Origin of the sequence: Rhodoblastus sp. 17X3 (assembly GCF_030056575.1) — a bacterium.
In the GTDB taxonomy this organism is placed as follows: Bacteria; Pseudomonadota; Alphaproteobacteria; order Rhizobiales; family Beijerinckiaceae; genus Rhodoblastus.
Map to the genome: position 1 here is coordinate 1 of NZ_JASHHX010000022.1, position 24778 is coordinate 24778.

At 64.6% G+C, this 24778-nt stretch carries 25 protein-coding genes and 1 tRNA gene; 25 read left to right on the top strand and 1 reads right to left on the bottom strand.

Annotated elements, in window-relative coordinates:
* The first annotated feature begins 206 nt into the window (after positions 1-206).
* The 3 genes from QM467_RS16680 to QM467_RS16690 all read left to right on the top strand — a co-directional run bounded on the left by QM467_RS16680 (position 207) and on the right by QM467_RS16690 (position 1378).
* Complete coding sequence (locus QM467_RS16680) at positions 207-659, top strand: nuclear transport factor 2 family protein (RefSeq protein WP_283367469.1); 453 nt, start codon at positions 207-209, stop codon at positions 657-659.
* Positions 660-855: 196 nt separating this feature from the next.
* Positions 856-931, top strand: a tRNA-Trp gene (locus tag QM467_RS16685).
* Between the two features lie 231 nt (positions 932-1162).
* Positions 1163-1378 (top strand): hypothetical protein, encoded by a 216-nt coding sequence (locus QM467_RS16690; RefSeq protein WP_283367470.1) that lies wholly within the window; start codon positions 1163-1165, stop codon positions 1376-1378.
* Positions 1379-1441: 63 nt separating this feature from the next.
* On the opposite strand, the gene QM467_RS16695 is transcribed toward QM467_RS16690, so the two are convergent.
* On the bottom strand, positions 1442-2704 hold the full coding sequence (locus tag QM467_RS16695; RefSeq protein WP_283367471.1) for a glycerate kinase type-2 family protein: 1263 nt from the start codon (positions 2702-2704) through the stop codon (positions 1442-1444).
* Between the two features lie 85 nt (positions 2705-2789).
* On the opposite strand from QM467_RS16695, the gene QM467_RS16700 reads away from it, so the two are divergent.
* From QM467_RS16700 to QM467_RS16805, 22 genes are all read left to right on the top strand, one after another.
* A complete protein-coding gene (locus QM467_RS16700; protein ID WP_283367472.1) occupies positions 2790-3785 on the top strand; it encodes an NADH-quinone oxidoreductase subunit B family protein in 996 nt (331 codons plus the stop codon).
* On the top strand, positions 3782-5224 hold the full coding sequence (locus QM467_RS16705) for a nickel-dependent hydrogenase large subunit (protein ID WP_283367473.1): 1443 nt from the start codon (positions 3782-3784) through the stop codon (positions 5222-5224). The genes QM467_RS16700 and QM467_RS16705 overlap by 4 nt, the downstream gene beginning before the upstream one ends.
* A gap of 227 nt (positions 5225-5451) precedes the next feature.
* On the top strand, positions 5452-6543 hold the full coding sequence (locus QM467_RS16710) for a hydrogenase small subunit (RefSeq protein WP_283367474.1): 1092 nt from the start codon (positions 5452-5454) through the stop codon (positions 6541-6543).
* A gap of 114 nt (positions 6544-6657) precedes the next feature.
* Positions 6658-8448, top strand: a complete 1791-nt coding sequence (locus QM467_RS16715) for a nickel-dependent hydrogenase large subunit (protein ID WP_283367475.1) — start codon at positions 6658-6660, stop codon at positions 8446-8448.
* Positions 8449-8763: 315 nt separating this feature from the next.
* A complete protein-coding gene (gene cybH / locus QM467_RS16720; protein WP_283367476.1) occupies positions 8764-9489 on the top strand; it encodes a Ni/Fe-hydrogenase, b-type cytochrome subunit in 726 nt (241 codons plus the stop codon).
* A gap of 1 nt (position 9490) precedes the next feature.
* Positions 9491-10081 carry a HyaD/HybD family hydrogenase maturation endopeptidase gene (locus QM467_RS16725; RefSeq protein ID WP_283367477.1) on the top strand — a complete coding sequence of 197 codons (591 nt, stop codon included), beginning with the start codon at positions 9491-9493 and terminating at the stop codon, positions 10079-10081.
* A 1-nt stretch (position 10082) separates the two neighbouring features.
* Positions 10083-10670 (top strand): HupE/UreJ family protein, encoded by a 588-nt coding sequence (locus tag QM467_RS16730; RefSeq protein WP_283367478.1) that lies wholly within the window; start codon positions 10083-10085, stop codon positions 10668-10670.
* A 22-nt stretch (positions 10671-10692) separates the two neighbouring features.
* Positions 10693-10983, top strand: a complete 291-nt coding sequence (locus tag QM467_RS16735; RefSeq protein ID WP_283367479.1) for a HypC/HybG/HupF family hydrogenase formation chaperone — start codon at positions 10693-10695, stop codon at positions 10981-10983.
* A 188-nt stretch (positions 10984-11171) separates the two neighbouring features.
* The gene (locus QM467_RS16740) at positions 11172-11612 is read left to right on the top strand and encodes a hydrogenase accessory protein (RefSeq protein WP_283367480.1); all 441 of its coding nucleotides are present in this window, start codon (positions 11172-11174) and stop codon (positions 11610-11612) included.
* Between the two features lie 3 nt (positions 11613-11615).
* Positions 11616-12473, top strand: coding sequence for a hydrogenase expression/formation protein (locus QM467_RS16745; protein WP_283367481.1), 858 nt, complete (start codon positions 11616-11618; stop codon positions 12471-12473).
* Complete coding sequence (locus QM467_RS16750; RefSeq protein WP_283367482.1) at positions 12470-12685, top strand: rubredoxin; 216 nt, start codon at positions 12470-12472, stop codon at positions 12683-12685. The genes QM467_RS16745 and QM467_RS16750 overlap by 4 nt, the downstream gene beginning before the upstream one ends.
* Positions 12678-13181 carry a [NiFe]-hydrogenase assembly chaperone HybE gene (gene hybE / locus QM467_RS16755; protein WP_283367483.1) on the top strand — a complete coding sequence of 168 codons (504 nt, stop codon included), beginning with the start codon at positions 12678-12680 and terminating at the stop codon, positions 13179-13181. Before QM467_RS16750 ends, hybE begins: the two co-directional genes overlap by 8 nt.
* On the top strand, positions 13178-14212 hold the full coding sequence (locus QM467_RS16760; protein WP_283367484.1) for a nickel-dependent hydrogenase large subunit: 1035 nt from the start codon (positions 13178-13180) through the stop codon (positions 14210-14212). Before hybE ends, QM467_RS16760 begins: the two co-directional genes overlap by 4 nt.
* Positions 14205-14546: a hydrogenase maturation nickel metallochaperone HypA gene (gene hypA, locus QM467_RS16765; protein ID WP_283367485.1), complete on the top strand. Its 342-nt coding sequence runs from the start codon at positions 14205-14207 to the stop codon at positions 14544-14546. The genes QM467_RS16760 and hypA overlap by 8 nt, the downstream gene beginning before the upstream one ends.
* Complete coding sequence (hypB, locus tag QM467_RS16770; RefSeq protein WP_283367486.1) at positions 14546-15568, top strand: hydrogenase nickel incorporation protein HypB; 1023 nt, start codon at positions 14546-14548, stop codon at positions 15566-15568. The genes hypA and hypB overlap by 1 nt, the downstream gene beginning before the upstream one ends.
* A complete protein-coding gene (gene hypF / locus QM467_RS16775; protein ID WP_283367487.1) occupies positions 15565-17817 on the top strand; it encodes a carbamoyltransferase HypF in 2253 nt (750 codons plus the stop codon). Before hypB ends, hypF begins: the two co-directional genes overlap by 4 nt.
* A gap of 31 nt (positions 17818-17848) precedes the next feature.
* Complete coding sequence (locus QM467_RS16780) at positions 17849-18082, top strand: HypC/HybG/HupF family hydrogenase formation chaperone (RefSeq protein WP_283367488.1); 234 nt, start codon at positions 17849-17851, stop codon at positions 18080-18082.
* Entirely contained in the window at positions 18079-19224 is a 1146-nt protein-coding gene (gene hypD, locus QM467_RS16785; protein WP_283367489.1) for a hydrogenase formation protein HypD, read from the top strand. The genes QM467_RS16780 and hypD overlap by 4 nt, the downstream gene beginning before the upstream one ends.
* Positions 19221-20270 (top strand): hydrogenase expression/formation protein HypE, encoded by a 1050-nt coding sequence (gene hypE, locus QM467_RS16790; protein WP_283367490.1) that lies wholly within the window; start codon positions 19221-19223, stop codon positions 20268-20270. Before hypD ends, hypE begins: the two co-directional genes overlap by 4 nt.
* A 12-nt stretch (positions 20271-20282) precedes the next feature.
* Complete coding sequence (locus tag QM467_RS16795) at positions 20283-21956, top strand: enoyl-CoA hydratase-related protein (protein WP_283367491.1); 1674 nt, start codon at positions 20283-20285, stop codon at positions 21954-21956.
* On the top strand, positions 21953-23401 hold the full coding sequence (locus QM467_RS16800) for a sigma-54-dependent transcriptional regulator (protein WP_283367492.1): 1449 nt from the start codon (positions 21953-21955) through the stop codon (positions 23399-23401). The genes QM467_RS16795 and QM467_RS16800 overlap by 4 nt, the downstream gene beginning before the upstream one ends.
* Positions 23391-24758 carry a sensor histidine kinase gene (locus tag QM467_RS16805; protein WP_283367493.1) on the top strand — a complete coding sequence of 456 codons (1368 nt, stop codon included), beginning with the start codon at positions 23391-23393 and terminating at the stop codon, positions 24756-24758. Before QM467_RS16800 ends, QM467_RS16805 begins: the two co-directional genes overlap by 11 nt.
* Positions 24759-24778 lie beyond the last annotated feature (20 nt).

Genomic DNA, 24778 nt, shown 5'->3' on the forward strand with positions numbered 1-24778 from the left:
GTGATCATTTAAAGACTTATTGTAAGTCTATGGAAAGGGAGCCATTTATGGCTCCCTTTCTTTTTGCGTTCCGCCATCACGGGGCTTTGATTGGGCGATATATCCTTCGGGTGATAGCTTTCCGGCCGAGGCGACGCGGGCGCGGGCGGAGACCTGCCCGGGCCTTTGCGGCGCAAGAGCCTTCCCCGAATGAAGGAGAACTCGCCATGAACCATGTTGACTTCGTCAAGTCGCTCTATGCCGCCTTCCTGAAGGGCGACATCGACAAGATCCTGGCCGGGGCGGACCAGAACATCGAATGGGTTTCCAACGCCGATCCGGCGCTCTTGCCCTGGGGTGGCGAGCGCAAGGGCCTCCGCGAGATCCGGGCCTATTTCTCCCAACTGGCGGAAAATGTCGAAATCGAGAGCTTTACGCCGCGCGATTTTTACGTCGGGATCAATTTCGTCGTCGTGCTGGGCCATTCGACAGGGCGGATGAAGCGGTCCGGCGGCCGTTTCGACGATGAATGGGCGCATTTCTTCCGAATCACCGGCGGCAAGGTCGTGTCTTTCCGCGAATATCTCGACACGCACGCGATCGTACAGGCCTATATCGGCGGCGATATCCACGCCGTTGGTCTGCCCGCGGCGGGGGAGAGCATGGAGCGCCGCCACTAGCGCCCTGCAAGGGGTTTTGGCCCCATGCCTTGCCTGCGGCCCCGCCATTTCGGCGGGGCTCGCTTTTTCAGGATCGGCGCAAGGCTTGGGCAGGGGCGAAGCGCTTTTTTGGTTCATTTCTCGCCCGGCGGGCTTGCGCGAGCGAGTTCATTGCGGCTAAGAGAACACCGCTGGCCGCGTCGAAAGACGCGCATGCAGGAGTGTAGCTCAGTTGGTAGAGCACCGGTCTCCAAAACCGGGTGTCGCAGGTTCGAGCCCTGCCACTCCTGCCATTCCAGCCATCGCCCACTTATAGCACAGAAACCAACGCTGCAGCCGCCGCGGACGGCGTTTCCGAAGGCCATCCGGTCATGTCTGCGCTGAAATCGCGCGATAAATCACATTGATGCAGGTCATGGCCGCCTTGTTGTCCCGGCGTAGAGTCGCGCCATCATTTCAACCAACCGAGGCTGGGCGTGAATCATCATCATCGTAAAATTCTGCAGTCGCTCTTTGCTCATCCCGTGAGCACGAATATTGACGTCAACGACGTCAGCCACGTGCTGGGCGAACTCGGCGCGGATGTCGAAACCAAGAATGGCAGCAAGATTGAGGTTTCCCTCAACGGGCATAAGGCGTCCTTCCACCGCAACAACCACAGCTTGCCGAAAGCCGAGGTTCTACAGATCAGGAAGTTCCTGGAAACCTGCGGCGTCTCGCCGGAAGCTTTTCCGGTCTGAACAGCGCATGGGCGCATTTCGATCAGGGGCGGGAGGGCGATCCCTCCGCCCCGCCAAAGGCGTTCAGGCCTTTTCAATCAAGATCGCCCGGAAGTCATTGACATTGGTCAGCGTCGGGCCGGTGACGACGCTGTCGCCCAAGGCCTCGAAAAAGCCGTGGCCGTCATTGTTGTCCAGAGCCGCGAGCGGATCGATCTTCAGCGCCCGGGCGCGGGCCAGACTGTCCGGCGCGAGGAGAGCCCCTGCGATGTCCTCCATGCCGTCCACGCCATCCGTGTCGCCCGTCAGCGCGTAAACGCCGGGCAGGCCGCCGAGCGTCAGGCCGAGCGACAGCAGAAACTCCACATTGCGCCCGCCGCGCCCTTTTCCACGCACGGTCACGGTGGTTTCGCCGCCTGACAACAACACGCAAGGCGGCGCGAAGGGCTCGGCCTTCAGCGCGACGTGGCGCGCAAATCCGCCGAAGACCTTGCCGACTTCGCGGGCCTCGCCCTCAATGCCGTCGCCGAGAATATGCGCCGCATAGCCCGCCGCGCGCGCGATTCCGGCCGCCGCCTCCAGCGAGGCGAGCGGCGTGGCAACCAGAACGGCTTCGCTGCGCGCGAGCCGCGGATCGCCGGGCTTCACGCTCTCGCTCGCGCCGCTTTCCAGCATGGCCCTTATGTGCGCGGGCGGCGAAATGTCATAGCGAGCCAGTACGGCGAGGGCGTCGGCGCAGGTGGTCGGATCGGGAACGGTCGGACCCGAGGCGATGTCGATGGGATCGTCGCCGGGCACGTCGGAGATCAGCAGGGCCACGACCCGCGCCGGTGCGCACAAGGCGCCGAGTCGTCCGCCCTTGAGCGACGACAAATGCCGCCGCACGCAGTTCATTTCCGAAATGGTCGCGCCGCTCTTGAGCAGCGCCGCGCTCAAAGCGCGCTTGTCGGCCAGCGTCACGCCCGGCGCCGGAGCTGCGAGCAAGGCTGAGCCGCCGCCCGAAATCAAAGCGATGACGAGATCGTCCTTGGTCAGGCCGCGCACCATGTCGGCGATCCGCTCCGCCGCCTTAAGGCCGGCTTCGTCCGGCACCGGATGGGCGGCCTCGACGATCTCGATGCGTTCACAAGGGACGCGATAGCCGAAGCGGGTGACGACGAGGCCATCGAGCGGCCCCGACCAATTGTCCTCCAGCGCCCGCGCCATGGCGGCGGAGGCCTTGCCGGCGCCGATGACAATGGTGCGCCCCTTGGGCGGCGCGGGCAGATGCGGGGGAATGCAGAGCGTGGGCTGCGCGGCGGCGATGGCGGCGTCGAACATGCGGCGCAACAGGTTTTTCGGGTCCATGTTTTTCCTCCCCCTCGAATGGGGCGACATTCCTTCGCCTCCGGGGCTATAGTAATCTGGAAACATTCCGGCGAAGGTCAGCAGAATGAGCCCTGCACCCAAAAATCTTCTGTGGCTTCAGGCCGGCTCTTGCGGCGGCTGCACCATGGCCGTGCTGGAGCACGGCGCCGCCGGCTGGTTCGCCGAATTGAAGAGCTTCGGCATCAATCTCCTGTGGCATCCGAGCGTGAGCGAGGAAACGGGCGACGAGGTGCTGGACATTCTGGCCCGCGTCGAGAGCGGCGAGACGCCGCTGGATATCCTGTGCATCGAAGGCTCGATCCTGCGCGGGCCTCATGGCACGGGGAAATTCAATCGCATGTCCGGCACGGGCCGCACCCTGCTCGACATTTCGCGCAGCCTCGCGGCGCGTGCGGACTATTGCGTGGCCGTTGGAAGTTGCGCCGCTTATGGCGGCATTCCGGCGGGAGACCCGGACCCGACGGACGCCTGCGGCCTGCATTACGACGGCGCCGAGCCTGGCGGGGCGCTTGGCCGCGACTATCGTTCCGCGAGCGGCCTGCCGGTGATCAATGTCTCGGGCTGCGCGCCGCATCCGGGTTGGATGATGGAGACGTTTCAGGCTTTGGCGATGGGCGATCTCGCGGCGGATGACCTCGACGCTCTGGGCCGGCCCAAGTTTTTCGCCGCGCATCTCGCGCATCATGGCTGCTCGCGCAACGAGTTCTATGAGTTCAAGGCCAGCGCCCGCGTGCTCTCGGAGCGCGGCTGCATGATGGAGCATCTTGGCTGCAAGGCGACGCAGGCCATCGGCGACTGCAACCAGCGCGCCTGGAACGGCGGCGGCTCCTGCACCCATGCGGGCTTCGCCTGCATCTCTTGCACCGCACCGAATTTCGAGAACACGCGCAATTTCCATGTCACGCCCAAGGTGGCGGGCATTCCGGTCGGCCTGCCGCTCGACATGCCCAAGGCCTGGTTCATGACGCTTGCGGCCTTGTCGAAATCCGCCACGCCCGAGCGCGTGCGGAAAAACGCCGAGGCCGACCGCATCGTTGAAAATCCGAGACGCGGCAAATGACGCGTCTCATCGTGGGGCCATTCAACCGCGTCGAGGGCGATCTCGAACTGACGCTCGACATCGCGGAAGGCCGGGTTGCGCAGGCGCGCGTCGCCACGACGCTTTACCGGGGTTTCGAGCAGATTCTGGTGGGGCGCCTCGCCGCCGACGCCTTGACCATCGCGCCGCGCATCTGCGGAATCTGCTCGCTGTCGCAAAGCATGGCGGCTGCCGCCGCCTTGCGTGGGATCAGCGGCGTGCAGCCGCCGCCCAATGGCGTGCTGGCGGCCAATATCGCCCACGCGGCGGAGAACATCGCCGACCATCTCACCCATTTCTATCTGTTCTTCATGCCCGATTTCGCCCGCGCGTCTTACGCCGGCGAGGGCTGGTTCGCCCCGGTCGCGGCGCGGTTCACGGCTGTGTCGGGCGCGGCGGCGCAGGAGGTTCTGCCCGCCCGCGCAAGGCTGCTGCATGTGATGGGGCTGATCGCGGGAAAATGGCCGCATTCGCTGGCGATCCAGCCCGGCGGCGTCACCCGCGCGCTCGATCTCGGCGAGAAGATGCGGCTGATCGCCATCCTGAGCGATTTCCGCGCCTTTCTCGAAAGAAGCCTTTTCGCCGCGCCGCTCGAACAAGTGGCGGCCATTGCGACGCCGGAGCAATTGGCGGATTTTTCCCAAGGGCAGGGCGATTTCGCCGCTTTCCTTCGGGTGGCGGAGAGCCTGCGGCTCGAAACGCTCGGCGCCGTGGCCCTGCCGCTCATCAGCTTCGGCGCCTATCACAGCGCTCAAGGCGCCCTGTTCCCCGCCGGCCTGTTCGATCCGGGCGCGTCGGAGGCTCGGCCTCTGCCGATCGGGGCGATCGGCGAGGACGTGGCTTTTTCCTATATGCGCGACAGCGCCGCCGATCCGGCCAGGTCCGTGACGCAGCCGGACGCGGATCGGGAAAACGCCTATTCCTGGGCCAAGGCGCCGCGCCTTTCTGGCGAGCCAGCGGAAACCGGCGCCGTCGCGCGGCAGGCGGTCGCGGGCGATCCGCTCATCCGTGCGCTCATCGCTCAAGCGGGCGGGACGAATGTCTTCGTGCGCGTCGTCGCGCGGGTGATCGAGATCGCGCGGCTGGCGCTGGCGGCGGAAGGCTGGGCGCGCGAGATCCGGCTCAAGGAAAGCTTTTCCGAACATGGTCCCGCGCCGCTTCACGGCGAGAGCATCGGCATGGTCGAGGCCGCGCGCGGCGCGCTCGGCCATTGGCTGAGCGTCGAGAAGGGCGTGATCCAGCGCTATCAGATCGTCGCGCCGACGACCTGGAATTTTTCGCCGCGCGACGCGCGCGGCGTTCCCGGGCCGCTGGAACAGGCGCTGGTCGGGGTGGATGTCGGCGCCGCCGGCGCCAAGGCTCCGGTGATCCAGCATGTCGTGCGCTCCTTCGACCCCTGCATGGTTTGCACGGCGCATTGATGGCAGTGCTGCAAAGCAGTTTTTCGCACCGGAAAAAGACTTTCCATATAGAACCGGTGGCGAGCAGAAGCACCCGCCCGCTTTGACGATTCAACTAATTGAAATAAAACGGAAAAATAGAAATATTTCGTTTTCGTCACATTTGGCGCCCTTTTTGCCAACCTCTCCCCAACCGCCCGCCTCGAAAGGCGCGGCGAATAAGACCAAGGGAAAAGGGGAGGCGCTATATGTCCGTTGCCGAGACATTTTACGATGTGATCCGCCGACAGGGGATCACGCGCCGGAGTTTCACAAAATTCTGCAGCCTGACCGCCGCCAGCATGGGCCTCGGCGCGACCGGCGCCGCGAATGTGGCGAATGCGCTGGAGACCAAGCCGCGCGTGCCGGTGATCTGGATGCACGGCCTTGAATGCACCTGCTGCTCGGAGAGCTTCATCCGCTCCGCGCATCCGCTGGTGAAGGACGTCGTCCTGTCGATGATCTCGCTCGATTACGACGACACGATCATGGCGGCGGCGGGCCATCAGGCCGATGCGATCCTCAAGGAGACGCGGGAAAAGTACAAGGGCCAGTACATCCTTGCTGTTGAAGGCAATCCGCCGCTCAACGAAGACGGCATGTTCTGTATCGACGGCGGTCGTCCCTTCGTCGAGAAGCTGAAGGAAATGGCGGCGGACGCCTCCGCCATCATCGCCTGGGGCGCCTGCGCCTCCTGGGGCTGCGTCCAGGCCGCCAAGCCGAACCCGACCCAGGCCACGCCGATCGACAAGGTCATCACCAACAAGCCGATCATCAAGGTGCCGGGCTGCCCGCCCATCGCCGAGGTCATGACCGGGGTCGTCACCTTCATCACCACCTTCGGACGCCTGCCCGAACTCGACCGGCAGGGCCGGCCGCAGATGTTCTATTCCCAGCGCATCCACGACAAATGCTATCGCCGTCCGCATTTCGACGCGGGCCAGTTCGTCGAGCAATGGGACGACCAGAACGCGCGCGAGGGCAAGTGCCTCTACAAGATGGGCTGCAAGGGTCCGACCACCTATAACGCCTGCTCGACGGTCCGCTGGAACAATGGCGTGTCCTTCCCCATTCAGTCCGGCCACGGCTGCATCGGCTGTTCCGAGGACGGGTTCTGGGACAAGGGGCCGTTCTACGAGCGCCTCTCCAACATCAACCATTTTGGCGTCGAATCCAACGCCGACAAGATCGGGCTGACAGCCGCTGCAGTGGTGGGCGTCGGCATCGCGGCCCATGCCGCCGTCACCGCGCTCGGCCGCGTCACCGTCAAGCATGACGACAAGGCGCCGCCAAAGGCCTGAGCGCAGTCGTCAATTGCGGGCCGGCGGAGGTGACCTCCCCCGCTTCCGTCGGCCAGACGCCCGTCTCGCGGCGGGCAACGCGCCGGCTAACAACCAAAATCCGAGGAAACACCCATGGGCGTCCAGACTCCGAACGGTTTCAATCTCGATAACTCCGGCAAGCGCATCGTCGTCGATCCGGTCACGCGCATCGAAGGCCATATGCGCGTTGAAGTGAACGTCGATTCCAACAATGTCATCCGCAACGCCGTCTCCACTGGCACGATGTGGCGCGGCATCGAGGTCATCCTGCGTGGCCGCGACCCGCGCGACGCCTGGGCCTTCACCGAGCGGATATGCGGGGTCTGCACTGGCACTCACGCCCTGACATCGGTGCGCTCGGTCGAAGACGCGCTGCAGATCAAGATCCCGGAAAACGCCAATTCGATCCGCAACCTGATGCAGCTCGCGCTGCAGGTGCATGACCATATCGTGCATTTCTACCACCTCCATGCGCTCGACTGGGTCGATGTCGTCTCGGCGCTTTCCGCCGATCCGAAGGCGACCTCGGCGCTGGCGCAGTCGCTCTCGCCGTGGCCTCTGTCCTCGCCGGGCTATTTCCGCGATTTGCAGGGGCGTTTGAAGCGCTTCGTGGAATCCGGCCAGCTCGGCCCGTTCAAGAACGGCTATTGGGGCAGCAAGGCCTATCGGCTGCCGCCCGAGGCCAATCTGATGGCGGTGGCGCATTACCTCGAGGCGCTCGATTTCCAGAAGGAAATTGTGAAGGTCCACACCATTTTCGGCGGCAAGAACCCGCATCCGAACTGGCTGGTCGGCGGCGTGCCGTGTCCGATCAATGTGGACGGGATCGGCGGCGTCGGCGCGATCAATATGGAGCGCTTGAACTACATTACGGAAATCATTGATCGGACGATAGAATTCAACGATCAGGTCTATATTCCGGACGTCATGGCGATCGGCTCCTTCTACAAGGACTGGCTCTATGGCGGCGGGTTGTCGAGCAAATCCGTGCTGGCCTATGGCGACCTGCCGGAAAACGCCAATGATTATTCGCCAGCGAATCTGCTTCTGCCGCAGGGCGCGATCATCAACGGCAATCTCAATGAGATTCACCCCGTCAATCACCGCGACCCGAATGAGATCCAGGAGTTCGTGACCCATTCCTGGTACAAATATCCGGACGAGACCAAGGGGCTTCATCCCTGGGACGGCATAACGGATCCGCATTATGAGCTTGGCCCCAACACCAAGGGGACGCGCACCAATATCGAGAGCCTCGACGAGAGCGCCAAATATTCCTGGATCAAGTCGCCGCGCTGGAAAGGCAACGCGATGGAGGTCGGGCCGCTCGCGCGGTGGACCGTCGGCTACGCCCAGAACAAGGCGGAGTTCAAGGAACCTGTCGACAAGCTATTGAAGGACCTCGGCCTGCCGCTGAACGCGCTGTTCTCGACACTTGGCCGTACGGCGGCGCGCGCGCTGGAATCGCAATGGGCCGGCTACAAGATGCGGCATTTCCAGAACAAGCTGATCGCCAACATCAAGAACGGCGACAGCTCCACCGCCAATGTGGACAAGTGGGACCCGAAGACCTGGCCGTCAGAGGTCAAGGGCATCGGCTTCACCGAGGCCCCGCGCGGCGCACTGGCGCATTGGATCAAGATCAAGGACGGCAAGATCGAGAACTACCAGGCGGTCGTGCCGACCACCTGGAATGGCAGCCCGCGCGATCCCAAGGGCAATATCGGCGCCTTCGAGGCCTCGCTCATGGACACCCCCATGGCCGACCCGAACCAGCCGGTCGAGATCCTGCGCACGCTGCATTCCTTCGATCCCTGCCTCGCCTGCTCGACCCATGTCATGAGCGAAGACGGCCAGGAAATGACCAAGGTCCAGGTGCGCTGAGGCCGATATCCTTCTCCCCATAGGGCGTCGAAAGACGCCCGTCCAAGGACGGGCTATGGCGGGAGAAGGTGGTGCGCGAAGGGCGTCGAAAGACGCCCGTCTCTCGACGGGCTTTGGCGCGTCGAAAGACGCCCGTCTCTCGACGGGCTTTGGCGCCGGATGAGAGGTTCGTGCCGGCGCATAGCCCCTCGTCCGTCTCGCGCCTTTGGCGCGAGCCACCTTCTCCCGCCCCAGGCGTTCGTGAGGAGGCCCGTCTGTCGACGGGCTAGGGGGAGAAGGGCGACGGCAAAAACATTATAAGTTGGGGAGGCCGCGATGAATGTTATTACGCAGGTCAACGATATTTCGGACTCGCATGGCGAAAAAACGGTCGCGCGCCGCACCGTCTATGTCTATCAGGCGCCCGTGCGCATCTGGCACTGGATCAATGCGTTCGCCATGGTGACCCTGTTCATTACCGGCTACCTGATCGGCACGCCGCCGGACAGCGTCACGGGCGAGGCCAGCGCGCATTTCCAGATGGGCTATATCCGTTTCGCGCATTTCGCCGCCGGCCAGGTCATGGCGGTCGGCTTCCTGCTGCGCATCTACTGGGCTTTCGTCGGCAACGCCCATTCCGCCCAGATCTTCTACATCCCGTTCTGGCGCGGCGATTTCTGGAAGGGCGTGTTGCACGAAATCCGCTGGTACGCCTTTCTGGAAAAATACCCCAGGCAATATGTCGGGCATAATCCGCTCGCCCACACCATGATGTTCCTGGTCTTCACGCTGGGCACGCTGTTCATGATCGTGACGGGCTTCGCGCTCTATTCAGAAGGCGCGGGACGCAGTTCCTGGCAATACAAGGCGTTCGGCTGGGTATTCTCGATCTTTCCGAACAGCCAGGATGTCCACACCTATCATCATCTCGGCATGTGGGCGCTGGTATGTTTCACGGTCCTGCATATTTATGCGGCGGTCCGCGAGGACATCATGTCGCGCCAGTCGATGATCTCCTCTATGATCTCCGGTGAACGCCAGTTCCGCGACGAGGAAGTCTGAGATGGACGCGCGCTCCCCCAAGAAAATCCTCGTCCTCGGCATCGGCAATATTCTCTGGGCGGACGAAGGCTTCGGCGTCCGCGTGCTTGAGACCTTCAACACGCTCTATGCCGCGCCGGAAAACGTCAGCCTGCTCGACGGCGGCACGCAGGGACTCTACCTCGTGCAATTCGTGCAGGAGGCCGATTATCTGCTGGTGTTCGACGCGATTGATTACGGTCTGGCGCCGGGAACGCTGAAGATCGTACAGGGCGACGAGGTGCCGAAATTCACCGGCGCCAAGAAGATGAGTCTGCATCAGACCGGCTTTCAGGAAGTGCTCTCCGCCGCAGATCTGATGGGCGGCTATCCCAAGAAGCTCGCCCTGATCGGCTGCCAGCCGCTCGATCTCGAAGACTGGGGCGGGCCGCTTACGCCGCCCGTGCGCAATCGGCTGGTCCAGGCGGCGGAGCTCGCCGCCGTCATTCTCGAACAATGGGGCGCGCCCTGTCGCTTGCGCGCCCCCGGCGAAGCGGTCGAGCCGCTGCTCGCCAATGACATCGACATGCAGAATTACGAGACGCGGATGGCCAATGTCCGCACGGGAGGATGAGATGAAGAGCTTGTTGAAGACCCGGCTGAAAACCGCCGCGCTGGCCGGCGCGCTCGCTGCATTTCCCTTCGCTGCGTCGGCTCACCCGGGGCTGCATGCGGCTGGCTTCGAGGATGGTTTCATCCATCCCTTCACCGGCGCGGATCACCTGCTCGCCATGATCGCCGTCGGCTATTGGGCCGGCCAGTTCGTGGGCCGGGCGCGCTTCGTCCTTCCGGGCGTTTTCGCCGCCCTGATGGTGGTCGGCGCTGCGCTGGGCTTCCATGCCGAGGCGCCCGCGCTCGTTGAATATGGGATTGCCGCTTCGGTCGTGGCTCTGGGCCTGCTGCTGGCCTTTGACGTCAAGATGCCCGTCGCGCCCGCCGCGGCTCTGGTCGGGCTGTTCGCCCTGTGCCACGGCTTCGCCCATGGCGCCGAGGCGCCCGCCGCAGCGAGCCAGGCGCAGTTCTTCGGCGGCTTCGTTGCGGCAAGTCTGATCCTGCAGGGCGTCGGCCTCGGCCTCTCGATGCTCCGCCACAGCAAGAGTCTCGCCCGCATCGCCGGAGCCTTGGTCGCCATGACCGGCGTCTGGATGCTTGGCGCCGCCTGAGGCGGGCAGAGGAAAACAAGCCATGTGCCTGGGCATTCCGATGCGCATTCTGGAAGGCGACGACATTTCGGCGCTTTGCCAGCGCGGCGCCGAGCAGCGGCGCGTCTCGATGCTGCTGCTCGGCGCGCAGCCCATCGGCGCCCAGGTTCTCGTTCATATCGATACCGCCGTGCGCGTGCTCGAGGCGGATGAGGCGGCGTTGATCGATCAGGCCCTCGATGGCCTTGCCGCCGCGATGCGCGGCGAGGATTTCGATTCAGCCTTTGCGGATCTGATCGACCGCGAGCCGCAATTGCCGGAACATTTGCGCTGAGAGGCTGAAAAGCTTCCATACACTTGTGCAAACATACCTGCCATGCGAAATTCACGGCTGGCGGCCCAGGCGCAAGAAAACCTGCCATTTGCTGGCCATTTCCTTTTCGCCGGCTTTGGCGCCGTTTTTGCGGAACTGAACGGAACTGCGCCCAAAGCGGCGAAAAAATGCGAACAAGAGGAAACGCCATGACTGCGCCCTTTCTGGACGCGCTGATCCAGCGCACCAGCCTTCCCTTGGTCGACGAGACCAATGTCGACGCCTTTCTCGCCCCTGCGGCCGGCGAATGTCCCAATGCCCTGCTGTTTTTCTCGGGGGCCGCCGCCCCGCGTCCGGAAAGCTCGGACGTGGCCGCGGTGCTGCCCGAAATCCTGCGCGCTTTCTCCGGACGGCTGCGCGGCGCGATCGTCGCGCCCGAGGCCGAGGCCAAACTGAAGGGCCGCTTCCAGATCTTCGTCCTGCCTTCGCTTTGCGTCACGCGCGCAACCGAGCCGGTCGGCGTCCTGCCGAAAATCCTCGACTGGTCGGACTATGTTGAGAAGATCGAAGCGGCGCTCGATCCGCAGGCTCCGGTGCTGAGCGCGCCCGCCAAGCCGAAAACGCAATTCACCTTTTCGCAGGGAGCTTGAGCGATGAAAGCGGGATTTTGGGTTGCGCCCGAGGGCGCCGAAGACGCCATGACCGTGATGCCGATCGGCGGCGACGTGCTGGACGAGGCGCCGGGCCGGCGCAGGCTTTCGCTGCTGGCGACCGGCAAGGCGGAAAATCTGATCCGGGCCTGCCCGCGCGTCAGCAAGATGTTGCCGGAAATTGTCGCGGCGCTCGAGACGCAAGCTGAAAACGCGCAGGGCCGACTGTTCGACCTCACCGAGTTTTCCGCCGAAGAAATCCTGCTGATCGAGGATGTGATTGGCGAGGGCGAGGTGACGGGACTGGTGTCGCTGCCTGATGGCGTCGATGCGCAGATTCAGGAATCCGTCATGGCGGGCCTGTGGCGCGTTCGCTTCACGAACCTGCAGGGCAAGCTTTTCGCCGATTATCTCGAAGTGTCGAGCCTGCCCGAGATCGCCCGCCGCGCCGCTCTGGTCAATTGCCAGCCGCTTGACGCCGGCGAGCCGCCCGCCGGCGCAATGAACGTCATGCCGCTGCTGGCGGAGATCGCGGGCCGCTCCGCCGCGCATAAAACCGGCGAGCCGACCCATACCATCACCTTCTCGCTGCTGCCGATGTCGCCGGAAGACATGAGCCATTTGCAAAAATGCCTCGGCGCCGGTTCGGTCCGGCTGATTTCGAAAGGCTACGGCTCCTGCCGCATCCTCTCCACGGCGACCATGAATGTCTGGTCGGTGCAATTCTTCAACGCCATGGACGAGATCATCCTCGACACGCTCGAAATCGGCGACGCGCCCGCGGCGGCTCGCGCGGCGGAAGAGGATTTCCGCGACAGCGCCAAGCGCCTGCGCGAGATTGAGGAGGCCTATTTCGCATGACCGGCTTCGAGAACTTCGGCAAACAGCGGAATGTCGAGGACGATGCGAAAATGGAATGCGGCGTCTGCTGGCATGTCTATGACCCGGCGCAGGGCGACAGCGTGTGGCAGATCCCGCCTGGCACGCCATTCACGGCTCTGCCCGAAGACTGGCGCTGCCCCAATTGCGACGCGGCGCAGGCGCGCTTCATGAGGCTCGGCGAAAATGAATGAAACTGCGCGCATCGAGGAATGCGCGCGGCTCGCCGAAGGGCTGGAAGCGCATTTTCGCGGCGTCCAGGCGCGAGCGATGAAGGATGTGCCGATCTGCAATGAAAATCTCGCCGTCGCCAGCACGGGCTTCCGGCCCTGCGGAGATTGGGCCTTGGGCATCGTCGTCACGCCCTGGTTCATGAATATTGTCGCGTCGCCGCTCGCCGGCGCGGCCCCGGTCGCCGCCTTGCCAGGCGAGACGCAAAGCCTTGTCCTGCCTTGCGGCATGGTGGAATGTCTCGCGGCGAAGCTTGATGGCTTCGACCGGCTGCTGATGTGCTCTCTTTTTTCGCCAATGCAGGATTTTGAAGATCAGGAGGCGGCGCTGGCGACGGCGAAGGCGGCTTTCGAGCTAATGTTGACGCCGCCCGCGCCGCCGCCGGAGCCTCCCGCGGCCAAACTGGACCGGCGCGCCTTCTTTCGCGGCGGTTTTCGCGCGCCGGAGGCGACGTCGTGAGCGCGGTCCCGGCAAACCTGCTGTTGCGCGCAAAGCTGCGTGGCGGCTTCGTCGCGGATATCGACATCGTTTCGCCGCGCGCCGATCCTTCGCCGGTTTTCATCGGCCTCGCTCCGGCTGAGGCCGCGACGATCGCCGGGCGACTGTTCTCGCTGTGCCCAATGGCGCAATCCCTGGCCGCGCAGGCGGCGGGCGAGGCGGCGTTTGGCTTCGAGGCGGGCGCGTCGCAACGGCGAGAGCGGGCGCTGAAACTTCTGTGCGAGCGTTTGGGTGAGATGCTTCGCGCCAGCCTGCTTGACTGGCCGGGCGACGCGCCTCCCGCGCCTCAGGATATTTCGCGCCTGCGCCTGGCGCTCAAGGCTTTGCGGGATTTTCCTCAGACGGATGGCGCGCTTGAACGGATCGATGCGCTCGCCGCCGCCCTGCTTGGCCTGGACGACATGTTCGTCCGCCAGCAAGCCGAGGTCCTTGCAGACGAGTCGAATTGGGAGCTGGCCGCCCTGGGGCCGGATTGCCTTGGCGCGGCGGATGACGCAGCCGTGTTTGAAGCGATGACCCGCGACACTGTTTTTTCGCGCGCGCCCGCTTTGCCGGGCCGCTGCGCGGAAACCGGAGCCGCCGCGCGCCAACAGGCGCCGGGCGGCGGCCTGGCGTCGCGGCTGGCGGCGCGCCGGGTTGATATGGCGGCAACGCTCGACGGCATCCGCGCGCTTCTGGCTGGCGGCGCCGCGCCGGACGGGCTGCTTGGCGCGCAAGGCGATGCGTCAGGCTGGGGCTTCGCGGCGGTCGATTCCGCGCGAGGACGGCTCTATCACGCCTTGCGGCTCGACAGCGCCGGCCGGATAGCGGATTATCGCATCGTCGCGCCGACCGAATGGAATTTTCATCCCGAAGGGCCTTTCGCCCGACTGCTGCGCGGCGCGCGGATCGGCGCGGGGGCGGCGGCCAAGCGGCGGATCGAGCGGCTGGCTTTCGTCTTCGACCCCTGCATTCGCGCTTGCGCCGAAGTTTTGGACGAAGACGATGCATGAAATGTCGCTGACCGAAAGCGTTGTCGAAATTTTATGCGAGGAGGGCCGCCGCCAAGGTTTTGCGCGCGTCAAGACGGTCTGGCTGGAGATTGGGACGCTGTCCGGCGTCGAGCCGGGCGCGATGGAATTCTGTTTCGACGTGGTGACGCGTGGGACGCTGGCGGAGGGCGCGCGTCTGGAAATCGTCCGCACGCCGGGGCAGGGCTGGTGCCTGGATTGCGAAAAAAGCGTGGCGCTCGTCGAACGCTTCGGCGCCTGCCCCGAATGCGGCGGCTACAAGGTGCAGATGACCAGCGGCGACGAAATGCGCGTCAAGGAATTGGAGGTCGAATAATGTGCACGGTTTGCGGATGCGGGACGGCGACTCAGGAGGGCGACAAGGCCCATGGCGACAAGGGCCAAGGCGACAAGCACGGCCATTCGCATTCCCATGCGCATGGCGATCATGACCATTCCCACGCGCATGATCACGACCACCACCATCACGATCATGACCATCATCACGGCCACGACCATGATCACGACCAAGATCACGGCCATGACCACCACCACCATGACCACCACCACCATGACCACGATCATTCCCATGGCGCCGGCGGCGAGGCTTTGGATTATGGCGCGGGCCTTGCGGGCGTGCATGTGCCCGGCATGAGCCAGGAGCGCATCGTCCAGATCGAACGCGACATTCTCTCCAAGAACCGGTCCTACGCCGAGGAAAATCGCGGCTATTTCGGGCGCAAGGGCGTGCTGGCGCTCAATTTCGTCTCCAGCCCCGGATCGGGCAAGACGTCGCTGTTGGTGCGCGCCATCAACGATCTGAAGGACAAGCACGCCATCGCCGTGATCGAGGGCGACCAGCAGACCTCAAACGACGCGGAGCGCATCCGCGCCACCGGCGCCAAGGCGATCCAGGTCAATACCGGCAAGGGCTGCCATCTGGACGCCCATATGGTCGGCCATGCTTTGGAGACGCTCGATATCGCCGACAATTCGCTGCTGTTCGTCGAAAATGTGGGCAATCTGGTCTGCCCGGCCGCTTTCGATCTCGGAGAGGCGCATAAGGTCGTGCTGCTCTCGACTACCGAGGGCGAGGACAAGCCGGCCAAATATCCCGATATGTTCGCCGCTGCCGACCTTATGCTGCTGAACAAGTCGGACCTGCTGCCGCATCTCGATTTCGACGTCGGCGCCTGCATCGCCCACGCCTTGCGGGTCAATCCCAACCTTCAGACTCTGATCGTCTCAGCGAAAACGGGCGAGGGTCTCGCCGCTTTCTACGCCTGGGTCGAAGCGCGCTCCAACTTGGCGCGCTCCGATCTGGCCCGCCGCAAGGCTGAAGCGCGGAAGGCGGGATGATGCACGCCGCTCCGGCCGAGGCGAAGACGGAAATGACGCGCCTGCGTCTGCGCCTGCGTGGCGCGGTGCAGGGCGTCGGCTTCCGTCCTTTCGCCTTCGGGCTGGCGGCGCGCTATGGTCTTGGCGGCTTCGTGCGCAATGACGCTCAGGGCGTGACGCTCGAGGTCGAAGGCGCGGAAACGGCAAATTATGTCGCGGCCCTGCGGCGCGAATTGCCGCCGCTCGCCCGACTTGACGCAATGGAGATCGAGCCGGTCGCGCTGCGCGGGGACAAGAATTTCGTTATCGAGTCCACGCGTTCCGGCCCTGCGCGGACGCGCATTCCCGCCGACGCCGCAACCTGCGAGAAATGCCTCGACGACCTGTTCGATCCGTCGAGCCGCTTTCATCTCTATCCTTTCGTCAATTGCACCCATTGTGGCCCGCGCTATACGCTGACGCGGCGCCTGCCTTACGACCGCGCGCAGACGTCGATGGCGGGCTTTCAGTTCTGCGCCGATTGCGGGCGCGACTATGCGGACCCCGCCAACCGCCGCTTCCACGCCGAGCCGATCGCCTGTCCGCGCTGCGGCCCGCGCCTGTCGCATTCCCCGATGGAAATCACCTCCGCCTTGCGCGCGGGAAAAATCGTGGCGCTGAAGGGAATTGGCGGCTTTCATCTGCTTTGCGACGCGAGCAACGCCGGAAGCGTCACGCGGCTGCGGGCGCGGAAAAATCGCGAGGCCAAACCTTTCGCAATCATGGTCGCCAACGAGGCCTCCGTCGCGCTTTTCGCCAAACCGCGCGCGGACGAGCTGGAGCTGCTGCGGTCGCCCGCCCATCCCATCGTGCTCGTCGAGAGCCTCAGGAAACTTCCCGACGCCGTCGCGCCCGGGATGGCGCGGCTGGGCGTGATGCTGGCTTACGCGCCGGTTCATCACCTGCTGTTCCACGCGGCTGGCGGCGCGCGGCAAATCCATGAGCGCAATTTGGCTCAGGATTTCGCTCTCGTGGCCACCTCCGCCAATCCGGGCGGCGCGCCGCTCATCAAGGACAATGCGGAGGCGCGTGAAAAACTCGCGGACATCGCCGACCTCGTCGTCACCCACGACCGTGACATTGTCGTGCGCGCCGATGACAGCGTCATGCAGTTCGTCGATGGCGCGCCCGCCTTCCTGCGCCGTGCGCGGGGCTTCGTGCCGGAGCCGATCGACCTTGGCGCGGATGGCCCCAGCGTGCTGGCCTGCGGCGGCCATCTCAAGGCGACGCTAACCGTCACCCGGGGCCGCGAGGCTTTCGTTTGCCAGCATGTCGGCGATCTCTCGGACGCCGAGACCTTTCGCTTCTATGGCGAGAGCGCGGCGCATCTGCTGCGGCTGCTGGATGTGAAGCCCGAGGCCGCCGCTTGCGACCTTCATCCCGATTACCTCTCGACACGCTTCGCCGAGCAAAGTGGCGCGCCCGTGCTGCGATTTCAGCATCATGCGGCGCATGTCGCGGCCATCGGCGCCGAACATGGCGTAACCGGCGCGCTGTATGGCGCGGCGCTCGACGGCCACGGTCTTGGCGAGGATGGCGGCAATTGGGGCGGCGAGGCCTTGCGGCTCGACGGGCGCGGCGGCTTTGCGCGGCTCGGCCACGTCGCGCCTCTGGCTCTGTTCGGAGGGGATCGCGCCGCGCGCGAGCCTTTGCGCATGGGGATCGCGGCCTTCGCCGCGCTTGGGCGGCTGGACGAGGCGGCGGGTTATTTCGCTGGGAAGGCGGAGGCGGCGCAACTGGCGAAGATATTCGCGGCGCGGCTCGCGCCCGCCACGACCAGTCTTGGCCGGCTGTTCGATGCGGCTTCCGCGTTGCTTGGCTTTGCCGAACGTCAGGATTTCGAGGGGCAGGCGGCGATGCGGCTTGAGTCTCTGGTCCGCGCGCCGCACGCGCTGCATGGCGGCTATGTCCTGCGCGCCGCCATTGTGGATTTTGCGCCGCTGCTCGCGCATTTCATCGATGCCCGTCCGGACGCGCGCGACGGCGCGGAACTTCTGCACGGAACGCTGATCGAAGGGCTGGGCGCATGGCTCGCGGCTTCGGCCAAGCCAGGCGAAAAAATCGCGCTCGGCGGCGGCTGCCTGATGAACAGAATTCTCGCGGAAGACCTTGCGGGCCTTTTGCGGGACAAGGGCTTCACACCGCTGCTGGCGCAAAAAATGCCGCCCAATGATGGCGGGCTTTCGCTGGGTCAGGCCGCCTTGGCGCGGACGGTCCTGATGGCTGGCTGAGTCTGCGGCGTGGATAAACGGGAGAGAAAAAATGTGCCTGGCCATTCCAGTGCAAGTGACGGAATTGCTCGAGGGCGACATGGCGCGCGTCACGCTCGACGGCGTGCGGAAGACAATTTCGCTGGCTCTGGTCGATGACGTGAAGGCGGGCGATTATGTCATCCTGCATGTCGGCTATGCGCTGAACAAGATCGACCCGGAGGAGGCGGAAGCGACTCTCGCCCTGCTGGCGGAAGCCGGGCAACTTCAGGGAGCGGGCGCATGAAATATGTCGACGAATATCGCAACGGCAAGCTCGCGAGCGCCATAGCGGCGACGATCCGCGCCGAGGCCCGGCCCGAGCAATCCTATCGCTTCATGGAGTTCTGCGGCGGCCACACCCACGCCATCGCGCGCTATGGGCTGGAGGATCTGCTGCCGGAGAATGTGCGCATGATTCACGGGCCAGGGTGCCCGGTCTGTGTGCTGCCGGTGGGGCGCATGGACGACGCCATCAAGCTGGCGCAGCGCCCGGACGTCACGCTCTGCACCTATGCCGATCTTATGCGCGTGCCGTCCTCCAATGGCATGAGCCTGCTGAAGGCCAAGGCGGCGGGCGCGGATATTCGCATGGTCTATTCCACGCTCGACGCCCTGCGCATCGCGCGCGAAGAACCCGCGCGCAAGGTTGTGTTTTTCGCGATCGGCTTCGAGACGACGACGCCGCCGACCGCCATTGCCTTGCTGAACGCCCAGAGCGAAGGGCTGAAGAATTTTTTCGTCTTCTGCAACCACGTCCTGACCCCCGCGGCGATCCAGAATATTTTGGAAAGCCCGGATGTGCGCGAGTTGGGCCTGATCCGGATAGACGGTTTCATCGGCCCCGCCCATGTTTCGGTGGTGATCGGCGCCGGGCCTTACGAATTTTTCGCCGAGGAATTCCAGAAGCCGGTTGTAATCGCGGGATTCGAACCGCTCGACGTAATGCAGGCCGTGCTGATGCTGGTGCGGCAGGTCAACGACGGCCGCTACGAGGTTGAGAATGAATATATCCGCGCCGTCACGCCGGAGGGCAATCTCAAGGCGCAGGACATGGTCAGCCGCATTTTCGAATTGCGCGATACCTTCGAATGGCGCGGGCTGGGGCAGGTTCCCTACAGCGCCTTGAAATTGCGCGAGGAGTTTTCCGCCTTCGACGCCGAGAAGGTTTTCGACATCCGCACCGTTCCCGCCAAGGACAATCCGGCTTGCGAATGCGGCGCTATCCTGCGTGGCGTGAAGAAACCGACGGATTGCAAATTGTTCGGCACTCTCTGCACGCCGGAAACGCCGATGGGCTCCTGCATGGTGTCGTCCGAGGGCTCCTGCGCAGCGCATTGGACCTATGGCCGGTTTCGCGACGCCAAACAGGAAAGGCAGGCCTCATGAACGCGCCGCGTCTCAGGAGCCGGAAGCTCGACCTCAAGAACGGGCGCGTCGATCTGACCCACGGCTCGGGCGGGCGCGCCATGGCGCAGCTCATCGGCGATATTTTCCGCGACGCCTTCGATAATGACCTGCTGGCGCAGGGCAATGACCAGGCGGTGTTCGACATGTCCGCGGGCCGCCTCGCCATGACTACCGACGGCTATGTCGTCTCGCCGCTTTTCTTCCCCGGAGGCGACATCGGCTCACTGGCGGTTCACGGCACGGTCAACGACCTGGCCATGGCCGGCGCCCGGCCGCTCTATCTTTCCGCCAGCTTCATTCTGGAGGAGGGCTTTCCTCTCTCGGACCTGCAACGCATCGCCCAAAGCATGGGCGCGGCGGCGCGCGAGGCGGGGGTGAAAATCGTCACGGGCGACACCAAGGTCGTCGAGCGCGGCAAGGCCGACGGCGTGTTCATCTCCACCGCCGGGATCGGCATGGCGCCGGAGGGGCTGCATCTCTCCGGGGAAAAGGCGCGGCCCGGCGACGCCATTCTCGTGTCCGGCTCGCTCGGCGACCATGGCGTGGCCATCATGTCGAGCCGCGAGAACCTGCAATTCGACACGCAGATCCTGTCGGATTCCGCCGCCCTGCACGGGCTGGTCGCGGATATGGTCGGCGCCTGCGGCCCGCATTTGCGCCTGATGCGCGACCCCACGCGCGGCGGCCTCGCCGCGACTCTAAACGAGATCGCGCATCAATCGGGCGTCGGCATTCGCATCGAGGAAGACGCGCTGCCCATCAAGAAGGAAGTCGCGGCGGCCTGCGAGCTGCTAGGCCTCGATCCGCTTTATGTGGCGAACGAGGGCAAGCTCGTGGCCTTTGTCGCGGCGGAGGCGGCGGACGAACTGCTCGCCGTCATGCGCGCACATAAGCTTGGCGGCGACGCCGCGATCATCGGCCATGTCGTGCGGGATGAGCATTGCTTCGTGCAGATGACCACGAGTTTCGGCGGCGAGCGCATCGTCGACTGGCTGTCCGGCGAGCAATTGCCGCGTATTTGTTGAGCGAACGCGAAAATGAGGATCCTGTTGCTTTGCCATTCGTTCAACAGCCTGACGCAAAGGCTGTTTGTCGAATTGCGCGAACGCGGGGAGGAAGTCAGCGTCGAATTCGACATTTCCGACGATATTTTACGTGAAGCGGTGGCGCTTTTCGCGCCAGACATCATCCTCGCGCCCTTCCTGAAACGCGCCATTCCGCCGGACGTCTTGAGGCAGACCCTTTGCCTCGTGGTCCATCCCGGTCCGCCCGGCGATCGCGGGCCTTCGGCTCTCGACTGGGCATTGCTGGAAGGGCGCGAGGAGTGGGGCGTCACCTTGCTCGAGGCGACGGCGGAACTTGACGCCGGCCCCGTCTGGGCGTTCAGAAAATTCGCGATGCGCGCCGCGACGAAATCCAGTCTTTATCGTCACGAGGTGACGCGGGGCGCGGTCCAATGTTTGTTCGAGGCGCTCGACCTTCTCCGCGGCGACAAACGTCCGGCGCCGCCGGAACGGATCGGGCCGATGCGGCCGCCGTGCCTGCGCGTGGATCGGCAGATCGATTTCGCCGCCGATAGTGTCGCGGACGCGCTGCGGAAAATCCGTTCAGCCGACGGCTCTCCTGGGGCGCCGGCGAAAATTGGCGGCGGTGACTTTCTGTGCTTCGACGCGCGTCCCGCACCCGATCTCGCGGGAAAGCCCGGCGAACTGCTGGCGCGCTGCGGCAAGGCGGTGGCCGTCGCCGCGCGTGACGGCGCCTTGTGGATTGGCCATTTGCGCGAGCCGCGCGTGGGCGCCTTGAAGCTGCCGGCCACATTTCTGCTGTCCGGGCGGGCGGAAGGACTGCCCGAAGCTCGCCGCCGGACGGACATTCATTACGAGCAGGTCGGCGACGTCGGCTATCTGTATTTTTCTTTCCACAACGGCGCGATGGGCGTTGAGGATTGCCGCGCGCTGCAAGCGGCGATCGTCGAAGCGCGACAGGCCAAGGCCCGGGCGCTTGTGCTGATGGGAGGCTCGGATTACTGGTCGAACGGCCTTCATCTGGGCCTGATCGAGGCGGCGGCGAGCGCGGCGGATGAATCGTGGCGCAATATTGAGGCGATGAATGATTGCGTCCGCGCTCTGCTGGAAATCGAGGATCGTCTGGTCGTCGCGGCCTTGCGCGGCAACGCCGGCGCCGGCGGCGTCTTTCTCGCCCTCGCCGCCGATCTCGTATTGATGCGCGAGGGCGTAATCCTCAATCCGCATTACAAGGATATGGGCAATCTCTACGGCTCGGAATATTGGACCTATCTGCTGCCTCGCCGCGTCGGCGCCGTCCATGCGCGGGCTATTTCTCAAGGCCGCCTGCCCATCGGAGCGCAGGAGGCCTTGAGGTTGAAACTGATCGATGGAATCTTGCCGGAGGACCCGACCGAGGCTGTGGCGTCCTTGCATGTCTTTGCTCAATCGCTTGTCGCGTCGGAAGATTTCGCGCGGCGGCTGGGAGAAAAGAACGCAGCGCGGACGCGCGACGAGGCCGTGAAGCCTCTGGCCGCCTATCGGGCCGAGGAGCTTGAAAGAATGCGCCGCAATTTCTGGGGCTTTGATCCCAGCTATCACGTCGCGCGGCATAATTTCATCCGAAAAGTCGTCAAGTCGCGCACGCCATTGCATCTGGCGCCGCACCGCTCGGCGCGGCCGCTTCGCAGGGGATCGACATCATGAATCCGTCCGGCGCGGTCCTCATCGTCGATGATGAATTGCGCTCGCGCGAGAGCCTGCATCGCGTGCTCAGCGAGGAATTCGACGTGCTCTGCGCGCAGAACGCGCAGGAGGCCGAGGCTATCCTCGCCGGCGATCTGGTTCAGGTCATCCTGTGCGACCAGCGCATGCCGGGCGAGACGGGCGTGGATTTCCTGCGGCGCGTGCGCGAGACCTGGCCCGATCCGGTGCGGATGATCATTTCCGGCTTTTCGGAATCCGAGGACATCATCGCCGGCGTCAACGAAGCCGGCATCTATCAATATGTCACCAAGCCCTGGCATCCCGAGAAGCTGATCGAGTGCGTGCGCGACGCGGTGAAGCTCTATCGCATGCAGAAGGAGCCGGGCGGCCTCGGCGCCGACGCGAAGCCTTCGCATGACACGCTCAATCGCGTGCTGGCGGACCGGCGGCGCGAGCAGCGGCGGATGTTCGAATTCGACCGCATCGTCCATGAGCCGGACGGCCCGATGGTGGAGACGCTGTCGCTGGCGCGCCGGGCGACCCGTTACGATATTTCCGTCCTGATCTCCGGCGCCTCGGGCGCGGGCAAGGAATTGCTGGCGCGCGCCATCCATTTCGGCTCCGCGCGTGGCGACAAGCCATTCGTGGTCGAGAATTGCGGCGCCTTGCCGGACGAATTGCTGGAAAGCGAATTGTTCGGTTGCAAGAAGGGCGCTTACACCGGGGCCTATCAGGACCGCATCGGCCTGTTCGAACTGGCGGACGGCGGCACGATATTCCTCGACGAAGTGGGCGAAACCTCGCCCGCCTTCCAGGTCAAGCTGCTGCGCGTGCTGCAGGAGCGCGAGATCCGCCCCCTGGGCGCTACGCGCTCCAGAAAAGTCGACGTGCGCGTCGTCTCGGCCACCAATCGCGATCTGGAAGTCGAGATGGAGGAGGGGCGTTTCCGCCGTGACCTGTTCTACCGGCTCAACGCCTTTCCGATCCACCTGCCGTCCCTCGCGGAGCGCAGCGGCGACATTTCCAAGATCGCGGCCAATCTTCTCGCCGAGGTCAATCAGGCCTTTCGCCGCAAGGTTCCGGGCTTCGCGCCCGAAACGATGGCGCGGCTGCGCGCCTATAACTGGCCCGGAAATATCCGTGAACTGCGCAATGAGATTCAGCGCATGGTGGCCATGTCCGACGAGGACGCCCCGCTCGGCCCGGACCTGCTTTCCCGGCGTATCGGCGCCGCCGAGGGGCCTCGCCTGGCGCCCGAGGGCAATGGCGGCGACGTGTTGAAGGATCAGGTCGAGGCGCTGGAGCGGACGATCATCGCGCGGGCGCTCGCGGAGCTTGACGGCAATATCAGCCGGGCGGCGGAGCGGCTCGGCCTGTCGCGGGTCGGCCTGCGCGCCAAGATCGAGCGCTACGACCTGCGCAAGGATGTGAGCCATGACGGGTGAGCGCCGCGACCGCCCGGATAATATTCTGGCCCTCACCGGATCGGGGCTGGAGACCGAACTGACCGACAATCAGGAATCGGTCTGGCGCGACGTCGTCAAAAGGGTCGATGAAGTTTATTCCGATCTCTTGCGCTACGAGGCCGATCTCGAAAGCAAGAACGCGGAGCTGGAGGAGGCGCAAAGCTTCATCTCCAGCGTCATCGCCTCGGTCTCTGACATTCTGGTCGTCTGCGACGAGAACGGGCTGGTGCTTCAGGCCAATCCCGCCTTTGTCGCGCTGCTGGGGCAGGCCGAGGCGGAACTCGTCGGCCGCCCGCTCCTCGATCTCGTCGGCGCGCCGGATCATGACGAGGCGCGCCGCCACCTCTGCGCCGGCGCGCGCGGGGACGCCGGAGCCCGGGCGACAGATTGCGAACTGCATTTCCTGACCGCGCGCGGGCCATCCGACGTCATGGCGATCAATTTTTCCGGACGGTTCGATCATTCGGGGCGCTGCGTCGGCTCGGTGCTCACCGGACGGCCGATCGGCGAATTGCGCCGCGCCTATCAGGCCCTGCACGGCGCGCATCTGGAATTGCAGAAAGCGCAACGCAAGCTGATCGAACAGGAGAAAATGGCAAGCCTCGGCCGCCTCGTCGCGGGCGTGGCGCATGAGCTGAACAATCCGATCTCATTCGTCTATGGCAATGTCCATGTGCTGGACCGCTACCGCAAGACGCTCGCGGATTATTTCGCCGAGGAGGAGCGGCTGGACGCGGGCGAGGGCGGCGAATTGCGCCGAAAATACCGCGTCGATTCCATCCTCGCCGATCTGGAGCCGCTGATCGAGGGCACGCTCGAAGGCGCCAAGCGGATCAGCGAAATCGTCAAGAACCTGCGCCGCATTTCCTTCAACCGCACCCAGGAGGCGCACAGGATTGACGTCGAACGCATTCTGACCACCGCGACGCAATGGGCGGCGCGGGCGAAGAAGAACCACGCCAGGATTGACGTCGAGGTCGCGCCGGGGCTGGCCGTCTGGGGCAATGAGGGCCAGATCCACCAGATCGTGGTCAATCTGATCGACAACGCCCTCGACGCGGTGCGCGGGCGCAAGCATCAGCAGATCGAGGTGCGGGCGGCGCTTTCGGGGGGCGAGGTCGAGATCGTTGTCGCCGACAACGGCGCCGGGATCGCCGACGCCGCCTTCGACAAGATGTTCGAGCCCTTCTTCACCACCAAGACCGTGGGCGAGGGGACCGGCCTCGGCTTGTGGATTTCCTACGCCATCGCCCGCGAGCATGGCGGCTCCATCGCGGCGGTCAACCGCGAGCATGGCGGCGCCCAGTTCACCCTTCGGCTTCCGGTCGGCGGCTGAGGCTTTGCTGCTTTCTCTTC